Annotated in this window: 12 protein-coding genes and 1 riboswitch; of the genes, 4 read left to right on the top strand and 8 right to left on the bottom strand. The window is 63.7% G+C overall.

Annotated elements, in window-relative coordinates; all coding sequences use genetic code 11:
• Positions 1-95 precede the first annotated feature (95 nt).
• The 4 genes from glyA to purN form a co-directional block, all read right to left on the bottom strand.
• Entirely contained in the window at positions 96-1,370 is a 1,275-nt protein-coding gene (gene glyA, locus HMPREF2928_RS03925; protein WP_070687425.1) for a serine hydroxymethyltransferase, read from the bottom strand.
• Positions 1,371-1,661: 291 nt separating this feature from the next.
• A complete protein-coding gene (locus HMPREF2928_RS03920) occupies positions 1,662-2,243 on the bottom strand; it encodes a TetR/AcrR family transcriptional regulator (RefSeq protein WP_049341495.1) in 582 nt (193 codons plus the stop codon).
• Between the two features lie 268 nt (positions 2,244-2,511).
• Positions 2,512-4,122, bottom strand: a complete 1,611-nt coding sequence (gene purH / locus HMPREF2928_RS03915; protein WP_070687424.1) for a bifunctional phosphoribosylaminoimidazolecarboxamide formyltransferase/IMP cyclohydrolase — start codon at positions 4,120-4,122, stop codon at positions 2,512-2,514.
• A gap of 212 nt (positions 4,123-4,334) precedes the next feature.
• On the bottom strand, positions 4,335-4,886 hold the full coding sequence (purN, locus tag HMPREF2928_RS03910) for a phosphoribosylglycinamide formyltransferase (RefSeq protein ID WP_070687423.1): 552 nt from the start codon (positions 4,884-4,886) through the stop codon (positions 4,335-4,337).
• Positions 4,887-5,086: 200 nt separating this feature from the next.
• On the opposite strand from purN, the gene HMPREF2928_RS03905 reads away from it, so the two are divergent.
• Positions 5,087-5,689 (top strand): hypothetical protein, encoded by a 603-nt coding sequence (locus HMPREF2928_RS03905; RefSeq protein ID WP_049350030.1) that lies wholly within the window; start codon positions 5,087-5,089, stop codon positions 5,687-5,689.
• 12 nt (positions 5,690-5,701) lie between these two features.
• On the opposite strand, the gene HMPREF2928_RS03900 is transcribed toward HMPREF2928_RS03905, so the two are convergent.
• The 3 genes from HMPREF2928_RS03900 to HMPREF2928_RS03890 all read right to left on the bottom strand — a co-directional run bounded on the left by HMPREF2928_RS03900 (position 5,702) and on the right by HMPREF2928_RS03890 (position 8,981).
• Positions 5,702-8,146 (bottom strand): cell division protein PerM, encoded by a 2,445-nt coding sequence (locus HMPREF2928_RS03900; RefSeq protein WP_246823555.1) that lies wholly within the window; start codon positions 8,144-8,146, stop codon positions 5,702-5,704.
• A 162-nt stretch (positions 8,147-8,308) separates the two neighbouring features.
• Positions 8,309-8,743 (bottom strand): PIN domain-containing protein, encoded by a 435-nt coding sequence (locus tag HMPREF2928_RS03895; protein WP_005506797.1) that lies wholly within the window; start codon positions 8,741-8,743, stop codon positions 8,309-8,311.
• A 10-nt stretch (positions 8,744-8,753) separates the two neighbouring features.
• A complete protein-coding gene (locus HMPREF2928_RS03890; protein ID WP_005506796.1) occupies positions 8,754-8,981 on the bottom strand; it encodes a hypothetical protein in 228 nt (75 codons plus the stop codon).
• Between the two features lie 35 nt (positions 8,982-9,016).
• A riboswitch (SAM riboswitch) is annotated at positions 9,017-9,151 on the bottom strand.
• Positions 9,152-9,438: 287 nt separating this feature from the next.
• Between HMPREF2928_RS03890 and HMPREF2928_RS03885 the strand changes: the two genes are divergently transcribed.
• Entirely contained in the window at positions 9,439-13,767 is a 4,329-nt protein-coding gene (locus HMPREF2928_RS03885) for a DEAD/DEAH box helicase (RefSeq protein ID WP_141754947.1), read from the top strand.
• 219 nt (positions 13,768-13,986) lie between these two features.
• Positions 13,987-14,823, top strand: coding sequence for an aldo/keto reductase (locus HMPREF2928_RS03880; protein ID WP_070687420.1), 837 nt, complete (start codon positions 13,987-13,989; stop codon positions 14,821-14,823).
• A gap of 163 nt (positions 14,824-14,986) precedes the next feature.
• Here the strand turns inward: HMPREF2928_RS03880 and HMPREF2928_RS03875 are convergent, their stop codons facing one another.
• Positions 14,987-17,533, bottom strand: coding sequence for a helix-hairpin-helix domain-containing protein (locus tag HMPREF2928_RS03875; RefSeq protein WP_210399870.1), 2,547 nt, complete (start codon positions 17,531-17,533; stop codon positions 14,987-14,989).
• Between the two features lie 413 nt (positions 17,534-17,946).
• On the opposite strand from HMPREF2928_RS03875, the gene HMPREF2928_RS03870 reads away from it, so the two are divergent.
• On the top strand, positions 17,947-19,566 hold the full coding sequence (locus HMPREF2928_RS03870) for a dehydrogenase (RefSeq protein ID WP_070687419.1): 1,620 nt from the start codon (positions 17,947-17,949) through the stop codon (positions 19,564-19,566).
• Positions 19,567-19,625 lie beyond the last annotated feature (59 nt).

Here is a 19,625-nt window from a genome sequence, read left to right as displayed (position 1 = left end):
GTAGCGGGCAGGGCGGTAAAAAGTAAGAGGGCGAAATAACCCCGCCCGCTCAGCGCCCACGAAGGGATGTTGAGCGAACGGGGTCATTCATGGGTCTACCAGTTCTCGCTGCCCTGGTAGAGGGGGTACTTGGCGCACAGTGCCTCAACGCGGGCACGCAGCGCAGCGATGTCCGGGTTCGGCAGCAGTACGGAAGCGATAATGTCGGCTACCTCGGTGAAGCCCTCAGCGTCGAAGCCGCGGGTTGCCAGTGCGGGGGTACCGATACGCAGACCGGAGGTCACCATCGGCGGGCGCGGGTCGTTCGGCACGGCGTTACGGTTGACGGTAATACCAGCCTGGTGCAGCAGGTCCTCTGCTTCCTTGCCGTTGAGGGCGTGGTCGCGCAGGTCAACGAGCACCAGGTGAACGTCGGTACCGCCGGATGCGATGGAAACGCCGGCGTCCTTCACATCCTGCTGCAGCAGGCGGTTCGCCAGGATCTGTGCGCCCTCAACGGTGCGCTTCTGGCGGTCCTTGAACGCGTCAGATGCGGCGACCTTGAACGCGGTAGCCTTCGCGGCAATCACGTGCATGAGCGGGCCACCCTGCTGGCCGGGGAACACTGCGGAGTCAATCTTCTTCTTCAGCTCCTCGGTGCAGAGGATGAAGCCGGAGCGGGGACCGCCCAGAGTCTTGTGTACGGTGGAGGAGACCACGTGTGCGTGCGGGACGGGGTTCGGGTGCAGACCCGCAGCCACCAGGCCCGCGAAGTGGGCCATGTCCACCCACAGGTACGCGCCGATTTCGTCAGCGATCGCGCGGAACGCAGCGAAGTCCAACTGACGGGGGTACGCGGACCAGCCGGCGATAATCAGCTTGGGGCGCTCAGCCAGCGCCAGTTCACGCACCTGCTCCATGTCAACGCGGCCGTTCTCGTCCACGCTGTAGGCGACAACGTTGTACAGCTTGCCGGAGACGTTCAGCTTCATGCCGTGAGTCAGGTGGCCGCCGTGTGCCAGGGACAGACCCATGATGGTGTCGCCGGGGTTCAGCAGTGCATGCATGACGGCGTTGTTCGCCTGCGCGCCGGAGTGGGGCTGAACGTTTGCGTGCTCAGCGCCGAAGAGTTCCTTCACGCGGGAAATAGCGAGGGACTCAACGATGTCAACGAATTCGCAACCGCCGTAGTAGCGGCGGCCGGGGTAACCCTCAGCGTACTTGTTGGTCAGCACCGAGCCCTGGCTTTCGAGGACGGCACGGGGGACGAAGTTCTCGGATGCAATCATCTCGAGGGTGTTCTGCTGGCGCTTGCGCTCCAGCTCAATGGCTTCTGCAACCTCGGGGTCGAGGTCGGCGAGGGGCATCTCGAGGATCTTCTGCTCGGACATTACGCTCCTGGGAGTGTTTTTGCGTTATCTTCGGTCGCTCATCATCGGGGTTTCCGCGGCGTATGCCGGGCGTTCTTCAGGAGGCGGCGGGCGCCTCCAACTGAAAACCCCGAATGAAAAAAATATGAGCTACACCTCATAATACCGTAAAGCCCGCTTTCCTTCGAGAAGGAAAACGGGCTTTACCAAGCATCACGATGAAGTTTTCACGGTGTCTGCGCGAGTCCGGCGCGGGGCGCACAACACACCCCGGCGGGCTTATTGGCGGCAGTTTACGCAGGTCTGTGCGCCCTACGCCTGACGCAGAATAGCGGAAGCGTACTCCAGGTACGCCTCGCGAGCGCTCTCCTTCTTACCGCCAGCGACCAGCTGGGTCTGCACCACGTAACCGGTCAGCACCGACAGCACCGCGGCACCGATAACGGTCAGCCACTCTTCAAGCTCCTCTTCGGTGAAGTCCAGCTCAGCGGCTCCCCAGGCACGGTAGCGCTCCAGGGACTGATCGCGCAGGTAGCTCAGCTGTTCAGACACCACGGTCGCCAGCTGCGGCATTGCCACAGCCTCGCCCCAGGTGACGAGCAGGTGACGGCGAATCTTGGGGGTGTCCAGCACCTTCAGGCACCCGAACACGTAGTCCCAGGGCTGTTCGGCGCGGATACGGTCGAAAGGCGCCATGTCCATGCGGGCTGCCGCCAGGATAATCTCATCCTTGGAGGAGAAGTGGTTATAAATCGCTCCAGCAGACAGGCCAGTGGCCGCAATAATCTCGCTCATCGAAGCCTTCTGATAACCCTGCTTGATGAAGCATTCGCGGGCGGTCTCTACAATCTGAGAACGCCTGTTCTTTTTGTATTCTTCGCTGACTTTAGGCACACCCTAATCCTAGCGAACTTTTAGCCAATCCGTGCGCATCCTGGTCGCTGTTGACGCGCCCTCATGCGCAAATCCGGCGCAAAATAGAGCAAAAATTCTATAAATACGACTGCCCACAATACGGATGCTCCACCGCAGATGTTCCAACACGAATGTCCCAGGTGGAGAGTATGAAAAAGCGGGGCATCCCAGGCTCACCAGAAGGTTCACCCTAGAATGCCCCGCTCACAGCGGGCAGCTCAGCGCAGGCTGAGCCCGCTACACATTTTTAGTGGAAGAAGTGGCGGGTACCGGTCAGGTACATGGTCACGCCAGCAGCCTTAGCCGCCTCGATAACTTCCTCGTCGCGGATCGAACCGCCCGGGTGCACGACGGCACGCACGCCGGCGTCCAGCAGCACCTGCAGGCCGTCAGCGAAGGGGAAGAACGCGTCGGATGCGGCAACCGCACCGCGGGCACGCTCGTTACCTTCACCGCCGAGAGTGTTCGCGCGCTCCACCGAAAGCTTGCAGGAATCCACGCGGTTCACCTGGCCCATGCCGATGCCCACGGCGGCACCGTTATCGGCAAGCAGAATAGCGTTGGACTTGGGCGAACGCAGTGCACGCCACGCGAACTCGAGGTCACGCAGGGTTGCCTCGTCAGCCGGCTCACCGGCAACCAGGGTCCAGTTCTTCGGGTCGTCACCCTCAGCCTGTAGGCGGTCAGCCTCCTGGAAGAGTGCGCCACCGGAAATGGGGCGGTACTCGATAGCCTCGCGGGCAAAGTTCTCGGGCAGAACCAGCAGGCGCAGGTTCTTCTTCTCACGCAGGATCTCCAGCGCCTCGGGCTCGAAGCCGGGAGCCACGATCACCTCGGTGAAGATGCCCTTGACGGTCTGAGCCATAGCGGCGGTCACCGGGCGGTTAGCGGCAATCACGCCGCCGTACGCGGACAGCGGGTCGCAAGCGTGCGCCTTCGCGTGAGCGTCCGCAATCGGGTCAGCCGCACCGGGGGTTGCCACAGCAATACCGCAGGGGTTGTTGTGCTTGATAACGGCAACAGCCGGCTCGTCGAAGTCGTAAGCGGCACGCAGAGCGGCATCAGCATCAACGTAGTTGTTGTAGCTCATCGCCTTACCGTGCACCTGCTCCGCCTGAGCAATACCGGGGGCAGCGGCGGGGTCAACGTACAGGGCGGCACGCTGGTGCGGGTTCTCACCGTAACGCAGGGTCTCGCTGCGCTCGAAGCCCAGGCCAGCGTACGGGGGCCAGAAGTTAGCGTCCTCATCCTGCAGGAACTGGGATGCGGTCCAGGTAGCCACAGCGGTGTCGTATGCGGCGGTGTGGGCGAAAGCGCCGGCGGCCAGGCGGCGGCGCTCATCCAGGGAGAAGCCACCGTTCTTAGCGGCCTCAACGGTGCGTGCGTAATCGGCGGGATCCACAACAATAGCGACAGCGTCGTGGTTCTTCGCAGCTGCACGAACCATGGAGGGGCCGCCAATGTCAATCTTCTCGATGATGGCGTCCTGACCGGCGCCGGAGGCAACGGTCTCAACGAAGGGGTACAGGTTCACGACGACCAGGTCGAAAGGCTCGACATCCAGCTCGCCGAGGGTGTCGATGTGCTCCTGCTTGCGGCGGTCCGCCAGAATACCTGCGTGGATGCGCGGGTGCAGGGTCTTCACGCGGCCTTCGAGGCACTCGGGGAAACCGGTCACTTCGGTGACCTCGGTGACGGGTACGCCTGCTGCCGCGATGGTGGATGCGGTAGAGCCGGTGGAGACCAGCGCGACGCCAGCCTCGTGCAGGCCGCGGGCGAACTCCTCCAGACCGGTCTTGTCGTAGACGGAAATGAGGGCGCGGCGCAGGGGCACGCGATCGAGCTCAATAAGAGACACAAATACTCCGATGCTTTAGACGTGCACGCCGGATTTCGGCGGCACAGCTGGTGGATGGACGTAGCCTGCCCGGATAGACAGGATATGTGTGGGGGTATTCCCCGCCGCTGTGCACCTTCCCCTCAGGGGTACTCGGGTGCCACAACGGAACGTGTGTGGGCGGCGGGGTTTGAGCTCGGCTCGTTCCGCCGCGAAAAGTTTAGTGGACGGAATTAGCTGTGAGATTCAGCGAGAGACGCGATGGTCTGCACGAGCAGGCGGCGCTCCTGCACCTTAATGCGTTCGTGCAGGGTCTCTTCGGTGTCGTCATCCAGAACGGGCACTGCCGCCTGGGCGAGGATGGGGCCGGTGTCAACGCCCGCATCCACAAAGTGGACGGTCAGGCCGGTAATCTTCACACCGTGCGCCAGGGCGTCACGCACGCCGTGCGCACCCGGGAAGGAGGGCAGCAGGGCCGGGTGGGTGTTAATAATGCGGTTGCTGAAACGCTCGACCAGCTGCGCGTCAACAATGCGCATGAAGCCAGCGAACACAATGTAATCGGGGTCGTAGGAAGCAATCTTTTCTTCCAGCGCGCGGTTCCAGGAGAGGCGGTCGGCGTAGTCGCCGGGCTGCACCAGGAAAGTGGGTACACCCGCCGCCTGGGCACGTTCAATACCCAGACAGGGCTTGTCGGCGCCCACTGCCGCAATTTCGAGGGGAAGCTCGCCCGCCGCTACGGCGTCGAGGATGGACTGAAGATTCGTTCCGGAGCCGGATACCATAACCACAATTCGCACCCGACTAGTATAACCCGTCTCACACCCTTATCCAAAGGGGTACGAGGTTCACAACAGACCCAAAGCCCAAAGGCGAGCACAAAGAAACCCCGGCGGGAGGACTCCTACCGGGGTTCAGCAGACGCAAACTCAACAGGTCGCGAACTCAATAGGTCGCGGGCGCACGGGACGGTACCCTTATAGGTATGTCTACTCCCCCGCAGAACACTCCAAACAACGCACCAAACAACGCACCGAACAACGCACCGCAGCAGCCCACCCCGAACAACGGTGCACCGCAGAACCAGCAGGTTCCGCCGCGAGCGCCGCAGCAGGCGCCGCAAAACATGATGCCGCAGCCTCGAGGACCTCAGGGTAAGAAGCCGCGCAAGCCCATCGACCCCATCGAACAGCAGAAAGCGAATATTCGCACCTCGCTCATGCTGATTGCTGCCGCGCTGGTGATTTTTGCGGCGTCTTCCTTCGTGCTCTCCACGATGCCGCTTTTCTTGGCGCTCTTCCTCTTCGCGCTCGCCGGCATTACCCTGAGCATTATTGCGATCGTGCGCACCGCGGTATACCGCGGCCCCTGGTTCTTCTACATTGCCGCGGGCGTCAGCATTATCTACGGCGCAATGACCCTGCTGGGCGGCATCGGTCTTGCCCTCATGCCCGGCGCGCAGGAGTACCGGGAGTGCCGCGCCGCCGCGCTGACCCAGACCGACATGTACACCTGCGACCAGAAGTTCCAGGGCACGATGGATAAGCTCACCGGCACGTCCAGCTCTAGCTCTTCTGCAGCTCGTTAGGGGTTCTGCGCGCTAGTTCTTCTTGCGGGCGTTAGAACCCTGCGCATTAGAGCCCTGGGACTTCGAGGAGCTGACATCCAGCGGGGGCAGCTCCACGGTAGACGCCTCATCGGTCACCAGCGGAAGGATGCCGGTCTGGCTACGAACCTCAAAGATGCGGTTCATCGCCTGATCGGCAGAGAGGACATCCAGCTCACGATTCACAAAATCACGCTCTAGGTCGTTCTTCTGCTTCTTGCGTGCCGCCTTAGCCGCCTTCTTCGCCTCGCGCTTCTGCGCACGCTCAAGCGCGCGGTCCTGCGCGGAATCCTGCGGGGCGGGTTCAGCGTGGGAACCCTCAGTCGGCTCGGCACCTTGCGCTGCGGCAGGCTGTTCAATACCAAAGCCGAAGTACGCCATAATGCGGCTCGCGCGGCCCTTCGAACGCGGCGCCTGCTCCGCGGGCTCTTCAACAGCACTCTCACGCTCAGCTGCCACAGGTTCAGCAGCCTCGTAGACGGGCTCCTGAATCAGCTCGCGAGTCTCCTCCTCGGAGGGGTCATGCGCGTACAGGGCGGGATCATAGGTGCCGTGTTCGTCAGCAGCATGCTCATTGGAGGCAGGCTCAACAGATGCTTCAATGCTCTCGTAATCCTCAGCCTGCCCAGAGTCAACGTAGGCAGAGTCAGCATGGGCAGAGTGCAGGTAATCGACCTGCTGAACGGCCTCAATCGGCTCGTACTTCTCAGCGGGGCTCTCTTCAGCAGCAGCCTCTTCGGAAGCGGGCTCTTCAGCCGCCTCTTCGCGCTCTGCAACAATCTCGGCGAAAGCATCCGCCGCCGCACGCTGCGCCAGCTGCTCGGTCGCCTCCACGGGGACGGCAACCACCGGCTCCTGCGGATGCACCGGAACATGACCGGTCGCCACCTCAGACACAACAGACTGCTCAGGCTCAGAAACATTCTTCTCAGAAGCCTTCTTAGATGCAGCCGCGCGTGCCGTCTCTTCCGCCTCGCGTGCCGCAGCTTCCTCAGCCTCGCGCTCTGCAGCTTCACGCTCAGCGGCTTCACGTGCGGCCGCTTCCTCAGCCTCACGCTCCATACGCTCCGCACGCTCCTGCGCACGCTGCTCACGACGCTCCGCAAAATGCTCACGGCCCTGTGCAAAACGCTCACGGGTCGAGGCAGTAAAACTCATCAGACGCTCACCCAGGTTCGGGCGCTCATCCGCAAAACGAGGCAGCTCACGGCTACTATCCGGCACCAGGGCACGGCTCAGCAACATACCGAAAGTCACGCCGGCACCCACCGTCAACGCGGTATGCGCCGCAAAAGTCAGCGGCTCAGCACCAACCTCCGTAAAACGACCAATGCCCAGGGAGCCGTACGAAATCCAGCCCAGCCACAGGGCACCAAACGACGTCATAATACCGGTCATCACACCCAGCACCACCGCAGAAATCAGCGCAGACAGCGGGCGGAACGGAACCTTCAGGGCAACCCACTCATCCAGGTGATCCTCACCCTCACGCAAGAACCACCAGCCAGCAATCGCACCGGCACCCAGCGGCACCAGCAGACCCACCAGACCGAACGTGCCCATCGACTCGGGCACAGCGCCCAGAATCGGAAGCATCGGCAAAGTACCGGCATCACTACTGGTCAAACCAACCGAGGTACCCGCACCAAAGGAGAAACCGGCACCGGTCGACCACGCAATCGCATAAATCACCAGGTTCGGCAAGAAACCCAGCTGCAGCAAAGTCACCGCAGTATCACCCACAGCGCCCGCGTGCAGCTCCTGGTAGGTGGCAACAATCTGCGACCAGCCCGCCAAAATACCGATGCCCAAAAGCACCGCGCCCAGACCGACCAGCGCCACAAAAGCAACCACCGCAGCACGCACCACAGCCCAGGCGTACGAACCCGCCCAACGCGAATACTGACTCATCTGCGAAATCTGCTCCGCAGTATCAACACCCACCATGCGCGAGAGCGAACGCGCCTCACGGTAGCCACCCCACATCAGACCAGCCACCACAATACCCAAAGGCACCAGGGCAGCATTCAACGCCTGAAGAGGCTGCGGATGCGGGCTCGCCCAACCGTACATCGCCGAACTAATCAGCGCATAAGTCACCGAACCGGACAGCACCGGAATCAAAAACTCACCCTCATACGAGGCGCGCGCCAGGCGACGACCCGAACGGTAACAGAGCAGCAGAGGCAGAACACTCAAACCCAGCGGCACCAGCGTCATCGTGCCGGCAGAAGCACCAAAAGCAGCCGCAAGATCCAAAGGAACACCGTGAATCAGAAGCCACAGGTGCGCCGACATGGCGGCCACGGAGGAGAACTCCATGTCGCCAAAACCCTTGGTCGCCCACACGGCAGACATCGCCGCAAACACAGCAAGCGCAGAGAACAGGGCAGTAACAATTAGCTCAACAACACCCTGAAGCCACAGAGGCATGGGCATGGAATAACGCGAGATAGGTGAGGTGCTTTTCATCGTCCTTCAATCATGCCACGAATTAACGACGAAACCCGCCTCCGATTAACACTCGAAAGCGGGTTCTCACAACTATTCACACAGGTATTCATACAGACACGCACGCGAGGGCGCGTATCCGGCAAAGTTTTAATCCTCAGTCCACGGGTTGGAAGCTTCAACACCCCAGGCGCGGTACACCTGCGCCTTAGAAGAAATCAGCTCCAAATCATAGGCGCTCGCGCTCGCCGCCATCAGACCCTCCAGGGCGGCGGTAGGCAGCGGACCGGCATCATCACGACCCACAGCATGCGCACCGAGCGGCGCCTGACGACCGGCCCACTCGAGGCTCACACGCGCATCCACATTAATAACGTGGTCACCAAAGCGCTCAAGAAGTTCGGTAATCCAGCGATCAGTTTCCGGGTAGGGGTACAGGCCCTTCAGCTCGCCAATACTCAGCACAGAAATGTACATGTGTCGGAACGAGCGGCGGCGCAGAAAAGCGACCACGGCGGGGTCAGGATCCGCCTTACGGATCTCCGCAAGAACGTCGGAGTCCAGGAGCATACCGGAGAAATTCATACCCCTAATGCTACGCTACGCGCAGACCGGCGTACTCAATAGCGGGGATGCCCTCGGGGTTGGGCAGAAGAAGGAAGTTCAGGAACTCGTCGCGCTTAGAAGAAATGCGGGAGTAATCGTCAATGCTGACTGCGGTGTATCCGCCTCGCGCGGGGACAGCTGCGGCACGCAGGCTTTCCTGGTAGGAGCGGGAGGGGTTCAGAGAGATTGCTGCTTCGGTTGCAGAGCCGTTGTACATGTGACAACCTGCGCCGTGAGTGGCGCGATCCTTTCGCGTTGCTCTTGTCTGTACCAATTACCACCGGTTATTCCGGTGGTGAATACAAACCGCTTCGTCATCCGAGCCACCCGTGAACATGGGGTTGGCGTTCGACCATAGTCGGAGCTTATCAGTCGAAACTCTTGAAGCTGGCTCCAGCTTACAGCACGTTCTCACCTTAAGTAAAGTGTTCTTCACAAAAGATTCAGGTCACATGTATTTTTGCTTATCAAATTGTTTAGTACCATTCCACGGCGGCCTCGACACGTAATATTTGATCCTCCGCAGCCCCTCGCTTTCACCCCTCCGCGAGCACGCAGACCAATCCCGCGCGGGGCGCGGCGGCCGCTTTCAGCGTGTTCAATTCGCCTCGCAGAGCGCCCGGGATACGCGCGGTCAGGCGGCGGTGACCGCCCGCCGGGCGGTACCTCACCCGATGCGAGATAATGGGCAGGTGCCCAACAATCCTTTCCCCGAAATCCCCGTCACCGTACCCCAAATCATTCGACAGGTCGGCCACCGCACCTACCAGCGCGGGGCCGCCTACCAGCGCAACCGCGAGGTCGTGCGCTACAGCTACGACGAGGACAACCGCACCCTCACCGGGCTCGTTAACGGAAGCACCCTCGTGCCCTACGAGGTGACGATTCGGTTCTTCCCCCCGCGCGCCGGCTCGGCTGCCTTCGCCGCCCGATGCACCTGCCCGGTCGTCAGCAATTGCAAGCACGCCGTGGCGCTCATGCTCACCGCGCTGGACCGCGCCTCCGTAGCGGGCAGGGCTCTCACCCCGCAGGCCATCGGCCCGCTCGACAGCGGCGGTCGCGGAACCAAAATTCAGGGAGCGAAGGACGCCGACGCGGAGACGAAAACCCCCGGCGAGCGCACCCTCGCAACCGAGGCCACCGGCTCCGAAACAACAGGCACCGAAACAACAGGTACCGAAGCGACCGGCCCAGAAGCGAGCGCGGCGGAGGTTCCGGGCACTGAGCCGCAGGACCCGCTCGCGGCGCTACGCGCCTCCGGGGCCCTGACCGTGGCCTCGCGCCTGCCGAGCCCCAACTCCGCCGAGACCACCCCGACCGCGCGCGCGAATCGCGAGGAGTCGGAGGGCTTCGACCTCGAATCCCTCGGCATCAGTTCCCTCGGCGGGGCGCTCCTCCCCTCAGACGGCACTCGGGAGGCAGCACCCGCCTCCAAGATTTCGGCCTGGCGCAAGAATCTCTCCTCGGTTCTTTCCGCACGTCAGGACCTTTCCGGCATCGATTCGCTACGGGTCAGCGGCGCGCTCGACCTGTCGATGAGCGTCTCGGGATCCTACGCGCGCGGCCGCAACATGCCCGGGGCGACCCCGGCCATCAACCTACTCGCGCGCCCGCTCATGCGCTCCAAAACCGGCCGCTGGGTCAAGGGCGGCCTCATCTGGGACACTTTCGCCTCGAGCGTGGGCGGGCCGGTCGGCCGCCACGACATCTACCCGGAGCACGAGCGTTTCTTCGCCGAGCTCTACTCGATTGCCCGCCCCTGGCAGAACATGTACTCCTCGCACCGCGACTGGATTTCGCTCAGCGCCGCGGGCTCTGCCCTGCTCTGGGATGTGCTCGCACGCGCCGAGGAAATCGGCCTGCCGCTACTAATCAACGGACGCGAGGTGGAGTACGCCATCCTGCCGCCCGCGCGGGTGCGCCTGCGCGCCGCCGCCCTGCCCGAGGACTCCGAAGAGAACCCGGACGGGGGCCTACTCCTCGAGGCCGCGCTGAGCTGGGAGGGGCGCGAGGGCGAGCTTCTGCGACAGCTCTGGCTTCCGGCCGCCCACTGCCACCCCATGGGCACGCCCCGCACCGGCTTCTTCGCGCTCGGCGGGCTTGCGCAGCAGGAGTACGAGCATGCCGCCAAGGCCGTGCACTGGAAGACCACCCGGCCGGGCGCGCTGAACGAGGTGGGGCGCGGCGCCTTTGTGCAGTCTGAGCAAACCGCACAGCCGGAGCAGGCCGCGGCACAAACCGATAGCGCCGCGAGCGTCGAAGCGGCTCCCGGCGATGTTGCCTACCGCGAAGGCGCCCGGCGCGAAAATACCCCCGGCGAGCCTTCTTCGGAGGGGCCGGCTCCCTGGTCCCCCGGCGAGCAGGCGCATCCCGCCACCCCCGCGGTCCCGAACCTGCCCGAGGGCGTGGAGCTGGCGCTCATCCCCCTGGTCGAGCCGCTCGACACCGCCTCCGAGGCGCTCATCTCGGCTGGGACCGTTGAGATTCCCGCCGCGGAACGCGCCACATTCCAGAAGGAATACCTGCCCGCGCTCAGCCGCTCCATTCCCTCCCTGACCCCCGATCCGGCGCTGGCGCTACCTCGCGTGAAGCCGCCGCATCTGGTGCTTGAAATCAGCTTTGACGAGCAGATACGCCACGACGCGCAGCTGGGCTGGCACTGGGAGTACCCCCTCAACCCCTTCGAGGCCGACCCCGAACACGAATCCGGCGTTCAGCGCCTGCCGGTCTTCGGGTACCCCGGCGAGAAGGGCGGCGAGGTGCGCGACGAGCGCTTCGAGGCCCGCGTGCTACGCTCGGTACGCTCGGTGCTGGCCGCGCATCCGGCCCTGGCCAGCTTAGAAGAGCGCCGCATCGAGGGCTGGGAAACCCGCGAGCTGCTGAGCGTCGTGCTGCCGAAGCTACGCCGCATTTCCGCCGTTCGGGTGCGTTTCAACGGCACCCCGCCCGAGTTCGTGGAAGCCACCGACGCGCTCATTGAAATCACCGTGAGCGAGGGCAATTCTCGTGACTGGTTCGGCCTGGGCATTGCGGTGAAGGTCAACAATTGGACCGTGCCGTTCGCACAGATTTTTGAGGCGCTCGACCGCGGGGCGGACCGTATTCTGCTCGGTAACGGCACCTATTTCTCGCTGCGTCGACCCGAGTTTAAGACCCTGCGCACCCTCATTGCGGAGGCTCGCGAACTCGACGATGCGGGCGGTGAGCTGCGCATTAACCGTCACCAGGCGGGGCTGTTCTCTGAGCTGGAGTCGCTGGCGGCGAGCGTGCATACGACCGCGCGGTGGGATGCTCAGGTGCGTTCGCTGTTGGAGCTGGTTGAGGGACTGGAGGATGCCGAGGAAAGCGCCGAAGAAAGCACTGAAAAAGCACCTGACAAGGGCGTTCAGGATTCCCCCGCACCTCAGAAGACCTCCCGTCGGGTTATCACTCAGCGCCCGGTACCCGCCGGCCTGCAGGCGACCCTACGCCCCTACCAGGTGGAGGGTTTCCAGTGGTTGTCGTTCCTGTACGAGCAGCGGCTGGGCGGTATTCTCGCCGACGATATGGGTCTGGGTAAGACCGTGCAGGCTCTCGCCCTGCTCGCCTACGCGATCGAGGAGCACCGTGTTGCCTCCGAACGTGCCGCCGAGCGCGGTGAGAGCGTCGAGCCGTTCGCGCCCTTCCTCGTGGTTGCGCCGACCTCCGTCATCACCAACTGGGCGGCGGAGGCGGAACGTTTCCTGCCCGAGGCAAAGGTCGTGACCATCACCGAAACCACCGCCGGTAAGACCCCGCTGGCCGAGCGCATCGCCGGGGCTCACCTGGTGCTAACCAGCTATACGCTGCTGCGCATGGACGAGGACGCATACACCGGCTACGCCCGCACGCTGGGCCGCGCCGTTGACAAGCACACCGTTGACGAGCGCGCTGGCGGTTCCACGGGCGAGCACTCCGCCCCCGAAGGCTGGGGTGCGCTCCTGCTGGACGAGGCGCAATTCGTCAAAAACACCGGCACTCGTGCCTGGTCCATCGCCCGCGCAATGCCCGCACGCACCAAGATTGCGATGACCGGCACGCCCATCGAGAACAACCTCATGGAGCTGTGGGCGTTGCTGGCGATTGTGGCGGACGGTCTGTTCCCTTCCGCCCGTGCGTTCCGTGACTTGTACGCTCGCCCGGCGGAATCCGGCGAGGACCCGGCGCACGCCGCGGCGACGGCTGCTCGTCTGCGCCGGCGCATCCGCCCGCTCATGCTGCGCCGCACCAAGGAGCTGGTGGCGGCGGAGCTTCCGGCGAAGAACGATACGCGCGTGAACCTGCCGCTGGCTCCCGGTCACCGCCGCATCTATGACACGCATCTGCAGCGTGAGCGCCAGAAGGTGCTGGGTCTGCTGGAGGATATGGATAAGAACCGGTTCACGATTTTCCAGTCGCTGACCCTGCTGCGCCGCCTGGCGCTTGATGCCGCGCTGATTGATTCGGAAGCCTACGCCGGGGTGTCGTCGGTCAAGCGCGACTACCTGGTTCAGCAACTGCCCGGTCTGCTCGAGAAGGGCCACCGTGTGCTGGTGTTCAGCCAGTTCACCGGCTACCTCAAGAGCATTTCGGCGCGCCTGGCGGAGGAGGGCATCGGCCACCTGTACCTGGACGGTTCGACCCGCAACCGCGCCGAGGTCATCGAGGCGTTCACGAGCGGTCAGGAGCCGGTGTTCCTCATTTCGCTCAAGGCTGGCGGTTTCGGTCTGAACCTGACCGAGGCGGATCACGTGTTCATCATGGATCCGTGGTGGAACCCCGCCGCCGAGCAGCAGGCGGTGGACCGTATTCACCGCATCGGCCAGGACAAGGAGGTGCACGTCTACCGTCTGGTCGCCGAGGGCACAATTGAGGAGAAGGTCATGCAGCTCAAGGAGTCTAAGGCCGCGCTCTTCGATGCGGTGGTCGGTGAGGGCGAGTTCGCCTCCGCGGCGGTGACGGCTGAGGATGTGCGCGAGCTGTTTGCGCCGGCTGTCGAGCGATAGCCGCCCTCCAGCCTGAGCGATAGCCGCCCTCCAGCCTGAGCGGTAGCCGCCCTCGAGTCTGAGGAGGTGTCTGGCGCCGTCATTTTTGTCATTTGGTTACGCCTCCGGCTAGATTCACGCCCGATTCCGGCCCGGCTCTTCTCAACGGGGGCTCTGAGGCGTAGCCTTGAAGGACTACTTACGGAGGCGCCGCCTCCCCATAGATTCCAAAGGAGCATCATGAGCTACAACGTACCGAACGTAAAGTTCAACGACGGCCGATCCATTCCGCAGCTGGGCTACGGCGTGTGGCAGGTTGAGGACGAGGTTGCCGAGAAGGTCGTGGCCACCGCCCTGGAGATCGGCTACCGCCACATCGACACCGCCGCTATTTACGGCAACGAGGCGGGCGTAGGCCGCGCTATCGCTAACTCCGGCGTGGCTCGTGAGGACATCTTCCTCACCACCAAGCTGTGGAATTCCGATCAGGGCTACGAGAGCGCTTTTGAGGCGTTTGAGGCGTCCCTGGAGAAGCTGGGCACCGACTACGTTGACCTGTACCTGATTCACTGGGCTAAGCCGCAGCAGGGCCTGTACCTGGATTCCTGGCGGGCGCTGATTGAGCTGCAGAAGCAGGGTAAGGTCCGTTCGATTGGTGTTTCGAACTTCCCCGAGGAGCAGCTGCGCGAGATTATCGAGGAGACCGGCGTGGTTCCGGTCATCCACCAGATCGAGCTGCACCCCTACTTCTCGCAGGAGGCGCTACGCGCCGTTCACGCCGAGTACGGCATTGCGACTCAGGCGTGGAGCCCGCTGGGTAACGGCAGCGACCTGCTGCAGAACCCCGTGCTGGCTGAGATTGCGGAGCGCCACGGCGCAACCCCCGCGCAGGTCGTGCTGGCGTGGCACCTGGCTAAGGGTACCGTGGCTATCCCGAAGTCTGTGACCCCCTCCCGCATTGAGGAGAACCTGGCGTCGGTGAACGTGAAGCTGACCGCCGAGGACATCGCGGCTGTGGATGCGCTTTCCAGCCCCGAGGGTCGTATTGGCGCTGACCCGGCGAACATCGACTTCTAAGGTGTAGCTCGGGCGTAGAGCTCGAATCGAACCTACATAAAGCCCCGACAGGCACAGATAGTGTTTGTCGGGGCTTTTGTGCGCTCTTGCGGGAGCTAAGGTTTTAGAGAATGCTCATTCGCGGATTGCTCAACAGGTCAGCGAACGCTTGCGCTCTCCCCCGCTAGTTCTCGTCCTCCACCAGCAGGGAGAGGGAGATGCGGCGGCGAGCCGGGTCGACCTCCACGACGCGCACCTGCACGATGTCGCCGCTGCGCACAATATCGTGCGGGTTCGCCACATAGCCGCGGCTCATCTGCGAGATGTGCACGAGGCCGTCCTGGTGCACGCCAATATCCACGAACGCACCGAATGCCGCCACGTTCGAGACGGTGCCCTCGAGCACCATGCCGGGGCGCACGTCCTCGAAGTGCGAGACGGACTCGGAGAAGCGGGCGGTGCGGAAGCTACCGCGCGGGTCCAGGCCGGGGCGGCGCAGCTCGGCGAAGATGTCCTCGACCGTGTACACGCCGGCGGTGCCTTCCGCACTCTCCGGCATGTGGCCGTCCTGCTCGTGGCTGTCCTGCACGTAGTCGGCGGGGTTCAGCCCGGCGAGCGGGTCGGTTCCATCCGAGGTACCCAGGGCGCCGGCAACCCAGTGGGCGCCGTTGCGCGCCTGCGCGTCGGCAATAATGCGGCGCGCGAGCGGGTAGGCTTCCGGGTGCACGGCGGAGGCGTCCAGCGGCTCCTCACCGCCGCGGATGCGGATGAATCCTGCCGCCTGGCGGAAGGTTTTCGCGCCCAGTTGCGGCACGTTCAGCAGCTGCTGACGGTTCGCGAAGGCGCCGTGTTCGGTGCGATAGGCAACGATGCGTTCGGCGGTTGCGGTGCCCACGCCCGCCACGTGCGCGAGCAGCTGCACGGAGGCGCTATTGAGGTTCACACCCACGGCGTTCACACAGTCTTCGACGGTGTCGTTGAGGGCGCGGCGCAGGGCGGCGGGCGGCACGTCGTGCTGATACTGGCCCACGCCGATGGACTGCGGGTCGATTTTGACGAGCTCGGCGAGCGGGTCCTGCAGGCGGCGGGCAATCGAGACGGCGCCGCGCACGGTTACGTCGTAGTCGGGCAGTTCGGCGGCGGCCAGGGCGGAGGCGGAGTAGACGGAGGCGCCCGCCTCCGAGACGGTCACCTTCTGAGGTGCTTCTGCGCCTTCCTCGCGCAGGGCGCGGATTAGTTCGCTGGCGAGCTTGTCGGTTTCGCGGCTTGCGGTGCCGTTGCCAATGGCGATGAGTTCCACGCCGTAATCGCGGCAGGCGGCGGCGAGCTCGCGCAGTGCTTCTGCCCATTGGTTGCGCGGGGCGTGCGGGTAGACAGTGCCCACGCGCAACGGCTCACCGGTGCCGTCAACCACGGCGTATTTCACGCCGTGGCGCAGGCCCGGGTCCAGGCCGAGGGTGGTCTTGTGTCCGGCGGGTGCGGCGAGCAGAATATCGCGCAGGTTGGAGGCGAACACCTCGGTCGCGTGCTGTGCGGCGGCGTCGAGTAGCTGGTGGCGGATGCGTTCGGCAAGGCGCGGGCGCAGGTGGCTGCGCCATGCGGTGCGCACAGTGGCGGCGAGCCAGCCGAGCACGCGGTCTTCGTCGTCGACGGTGTTGAGCACCTGCACGGGGATGCGTAGCGCGGCGGCGACTTCACGCTCGTATGCAGAACGGACGTTCTCGTAATTTTCGGCGGCGGCCTCAGCTTCGGCGCGGGCGGCACCACGCAGGCGGCTGAGCGCCACGGGGGCGGGTGCCACATCCACTTTGAGGCGCACCACGCCGGCTTCCTTGGCGCGGTGCAGCGCCAGCACACGGTGCGGCGGAATGGAACGAATACGGTCCGAGAAGGCGAAATAGTCGGAGAACTTCGCGCCGATGCTTTCCTGACCTGCAATCACGCGGGACTCAATCACGCCGCCTTCACGCAGGCGCTTGAGGAGCTTTTCGCTCAGCACCGGGTCGGTGAGGGCGCGGTCAACCAGGATTGCGCGGGCACCGTCGAGGGCCTCTTCGGCGCTGTGAATCTGCAGGGCTTCGTCTGCTTCTGCGGCTTCAATGCTCTCGTCCTCGTCGTCTTCGGTGCCGTCGGTAATGTACGCGGCGGCGATGGCGTGCGCCTCAGCGAGGGGCACCTCCAGCAGGTCTTCGACGAGGGAATCAAGCCCGGCGGCACGCGCCATCTGGGCGCGGGTCACACGCTCGCTACGGTACGGGGTGTAGATGGCGTTCACGTCTGCGATGGTGGCGGCGTTCATGAGCGAGGAACGCAGCTGCAGCAGGGTGAGCGGGTCGATGAGGCCTTCGTCGGCGCGTTCGGTGAGCGCTTCGAGCACGCGGTTGCGGCGCTCTTCGAGGGCTCGGAGCTGGCCCAGGCGCGACTGGATGGTGCGCAGCTGGGTGTCGGTGAGTGCGCCCGTTGCTTCTTTGCGGTAGCGGGCGATGAAGGGTACGGAGTTGTCGGCGTCAAGCAGCGCCACGGCTGCGCGGATGCGGTGCGGCGCGATACCGGTTTCTACGGCGAGCGCGTTGATGAGGTGCTCGGCGGGCTGCTCAGTCTTGCCGCCGGTTTCGTGTTTTTCACGGTGTGCGGCGCTGCTGGGTTCATTGCCGGCGGCGCTGCTGGGCGCGGGGTATGCAGCTCGATCCGCGCGCGGGCGGATGCTGCTCGGGAGGGGGTGTTCGCTCATCCTTCCAGTTTCGCATATTTCGCCGCGGCTCATGGGTTGGCAGGTAATGCTGAGGAAAGAGTCAGCGCGGGGCGTATTTTGCTCGCCTGTGCGGGTGCGGGTAAGCGTATTTTTCCACCGTATCTTCTAGCGCAGATTACGAGTCTTTACGCACATTTTGCCCTGTGGGTGCGCTAAACATTGTCATCTTTCCGTAAGAAACCGTGTTAGGGGTTCACATATTTGAATAGTGCTAAGTTTCAGCGATAAATTTAGATAAAAGAGCATATTTTTTTGAAAAAATATCTCTTATTCGTGCAGATAAGGGGTGGCCTCACACCACGCAAACACCCTTATCTGCGTGCACACGTTCAGGGTTTCGGCGGCACGGTACGACATGGTGCCGCCACATCCCGCAGATGAAAGAGGGACCCATGCGCGAACAAGCCGCGCTATCAAATGCGCCGGAGGGCTACTTAGATTTTCACGACGAGTACGCGGAACTCATCGCCGAACTCGCCGCGCTGGGGTTCACCCCTACCCAGGTTCTCCGCCGCCTCAACTTTCTGTACCCGCACATCAACAAGAAGTACCTGAACTATGCGCTGGACTCCGGCATCTGGCAGTTTGGCCCGGTCACGGTAGACGCCCCGAGCTACACGGTACTCGCCTGCGGCCTCTGGTACGTTTTCGCGGAAGCCTACGATTTGCCTCCGGAGCCCGAGTACGCGGCGCTGATTCTTGATTGCGATATTATTCACGACCTGCCGCCCGCGCTGGAGGCACGCCACTTCAGCAATGAAGACATTGCGCACGTTCTGGCGAAGATCGGCGCTACGCTCAAGTACCTTGCCGCACACCCCTACTCCCAGCTGGAGGAAGAAGCCTACGCGCAGACCCTCGAGGACATCAGGCGGCGCGGCGTGAAAGAAATCGGCACCGAGGGCGGTAGCCTGTACACCCTGCTCGCCGCCAGTATGGAGGGCGAATCCGCGTGGCCGGCACCGGTTCAGACCGTCAACGATTACCTCGGTGACGGCGACTGGTCCTTGGGCATGCTCCGCACCGGCATCTACCCGGCGGAGGCGCTCGAGAACGAGTGGTATATCGACGCCGCGGCGGTACCCGAGGATTTTGCGCCGAAGACTCTGAGCCTGTTTTTGAGCTATTGCGCCCGCTACGACCGCGAGCCGACGGCGCTGAACTACGGCTACTGGTCTACCATTCCCACGCTCATTGAGCAGGTGCCGCCGCTGGGTGCGGTACGCGCCAAGTTCGGCTCCTGGCAGACGACTCTGCATCGCGGACGCACGCAGATTGCCCGCGAGCTGCGCCTGTGGACGAAGAACGAAGCAAACGCAGCTGCCGTGGAGTCGGGTGCCGCTGAGTCGAAGGAGTCCGAGGCGAGCGCCGCTGAGGAGCTTGAGCTCCTCGACGCTGAGCTAACTAACGCTGAGCTCCTCGACGCTGAGCTGACTAACGCTGAGCTCCCCGAAACAGAACTAGCAGAGCCGGATACCCCGGACGGCTCCCCTGCGGGCGCTCCCGCGGAACCGGCAGAGCCCGCACGTCTGAGCGCCCGCGAACTCACCGAGCAGGGCATCGGCGTGGTGCAGACCGCCCACACCGACCTGGCGGCGTACCACCGCACCCAGTGGGAGCAGACGGTGGAAGTCTTCGGCGAACGCCTCGCGCAGCTTGCCTGGAACCGCCGCCTGAGCACCTACTACTTCTTCGACGGCGCCTGCCTGGAAGACGCCGACCCGACCCCCGTGGTGACGGTCTTCCGTTCCCCCACCGGCTTCCTCTGCGAGCTTGAACCCACCGTCGAGGCGTTGCCCGCCTTCGACCCGGAGTTCCTGCAGGAGCACGGCTGGAGGCACCCGGTACCGGTGCATGCGCTGTGGAATCTGCACGCGCTCGACCCGCTGGAGGCAGCTGCCGCCGTCATCGAGGCGATGCGTTCGGGTTGCGGTTGTGAACGCTGGGATTTCTACCGCACCGATGACGATAACGACCCGCTTGCCGAAGAGGCTGAGGTGGCGCCCCTCTAAGCGCGCACTCCCGCGAGCCTCTCGTCGGGTTCATCCCTAGAGACAGCGAAAGCCCGCGT

The sequence above is a fragment of the Rothia sp. HMSC072B04 genome (assembly GCF_001813725.1).
Classification (GTDB): domain Bacteria; phylum Actinomycetota; class Actinomycetes; order Actinomycetales; family Micrococcaceae; genus Rothia; species Rothia mucilaginosa.
This window is presented reverse-complemented; position numbering and strand designations above follow the sequence as displayed.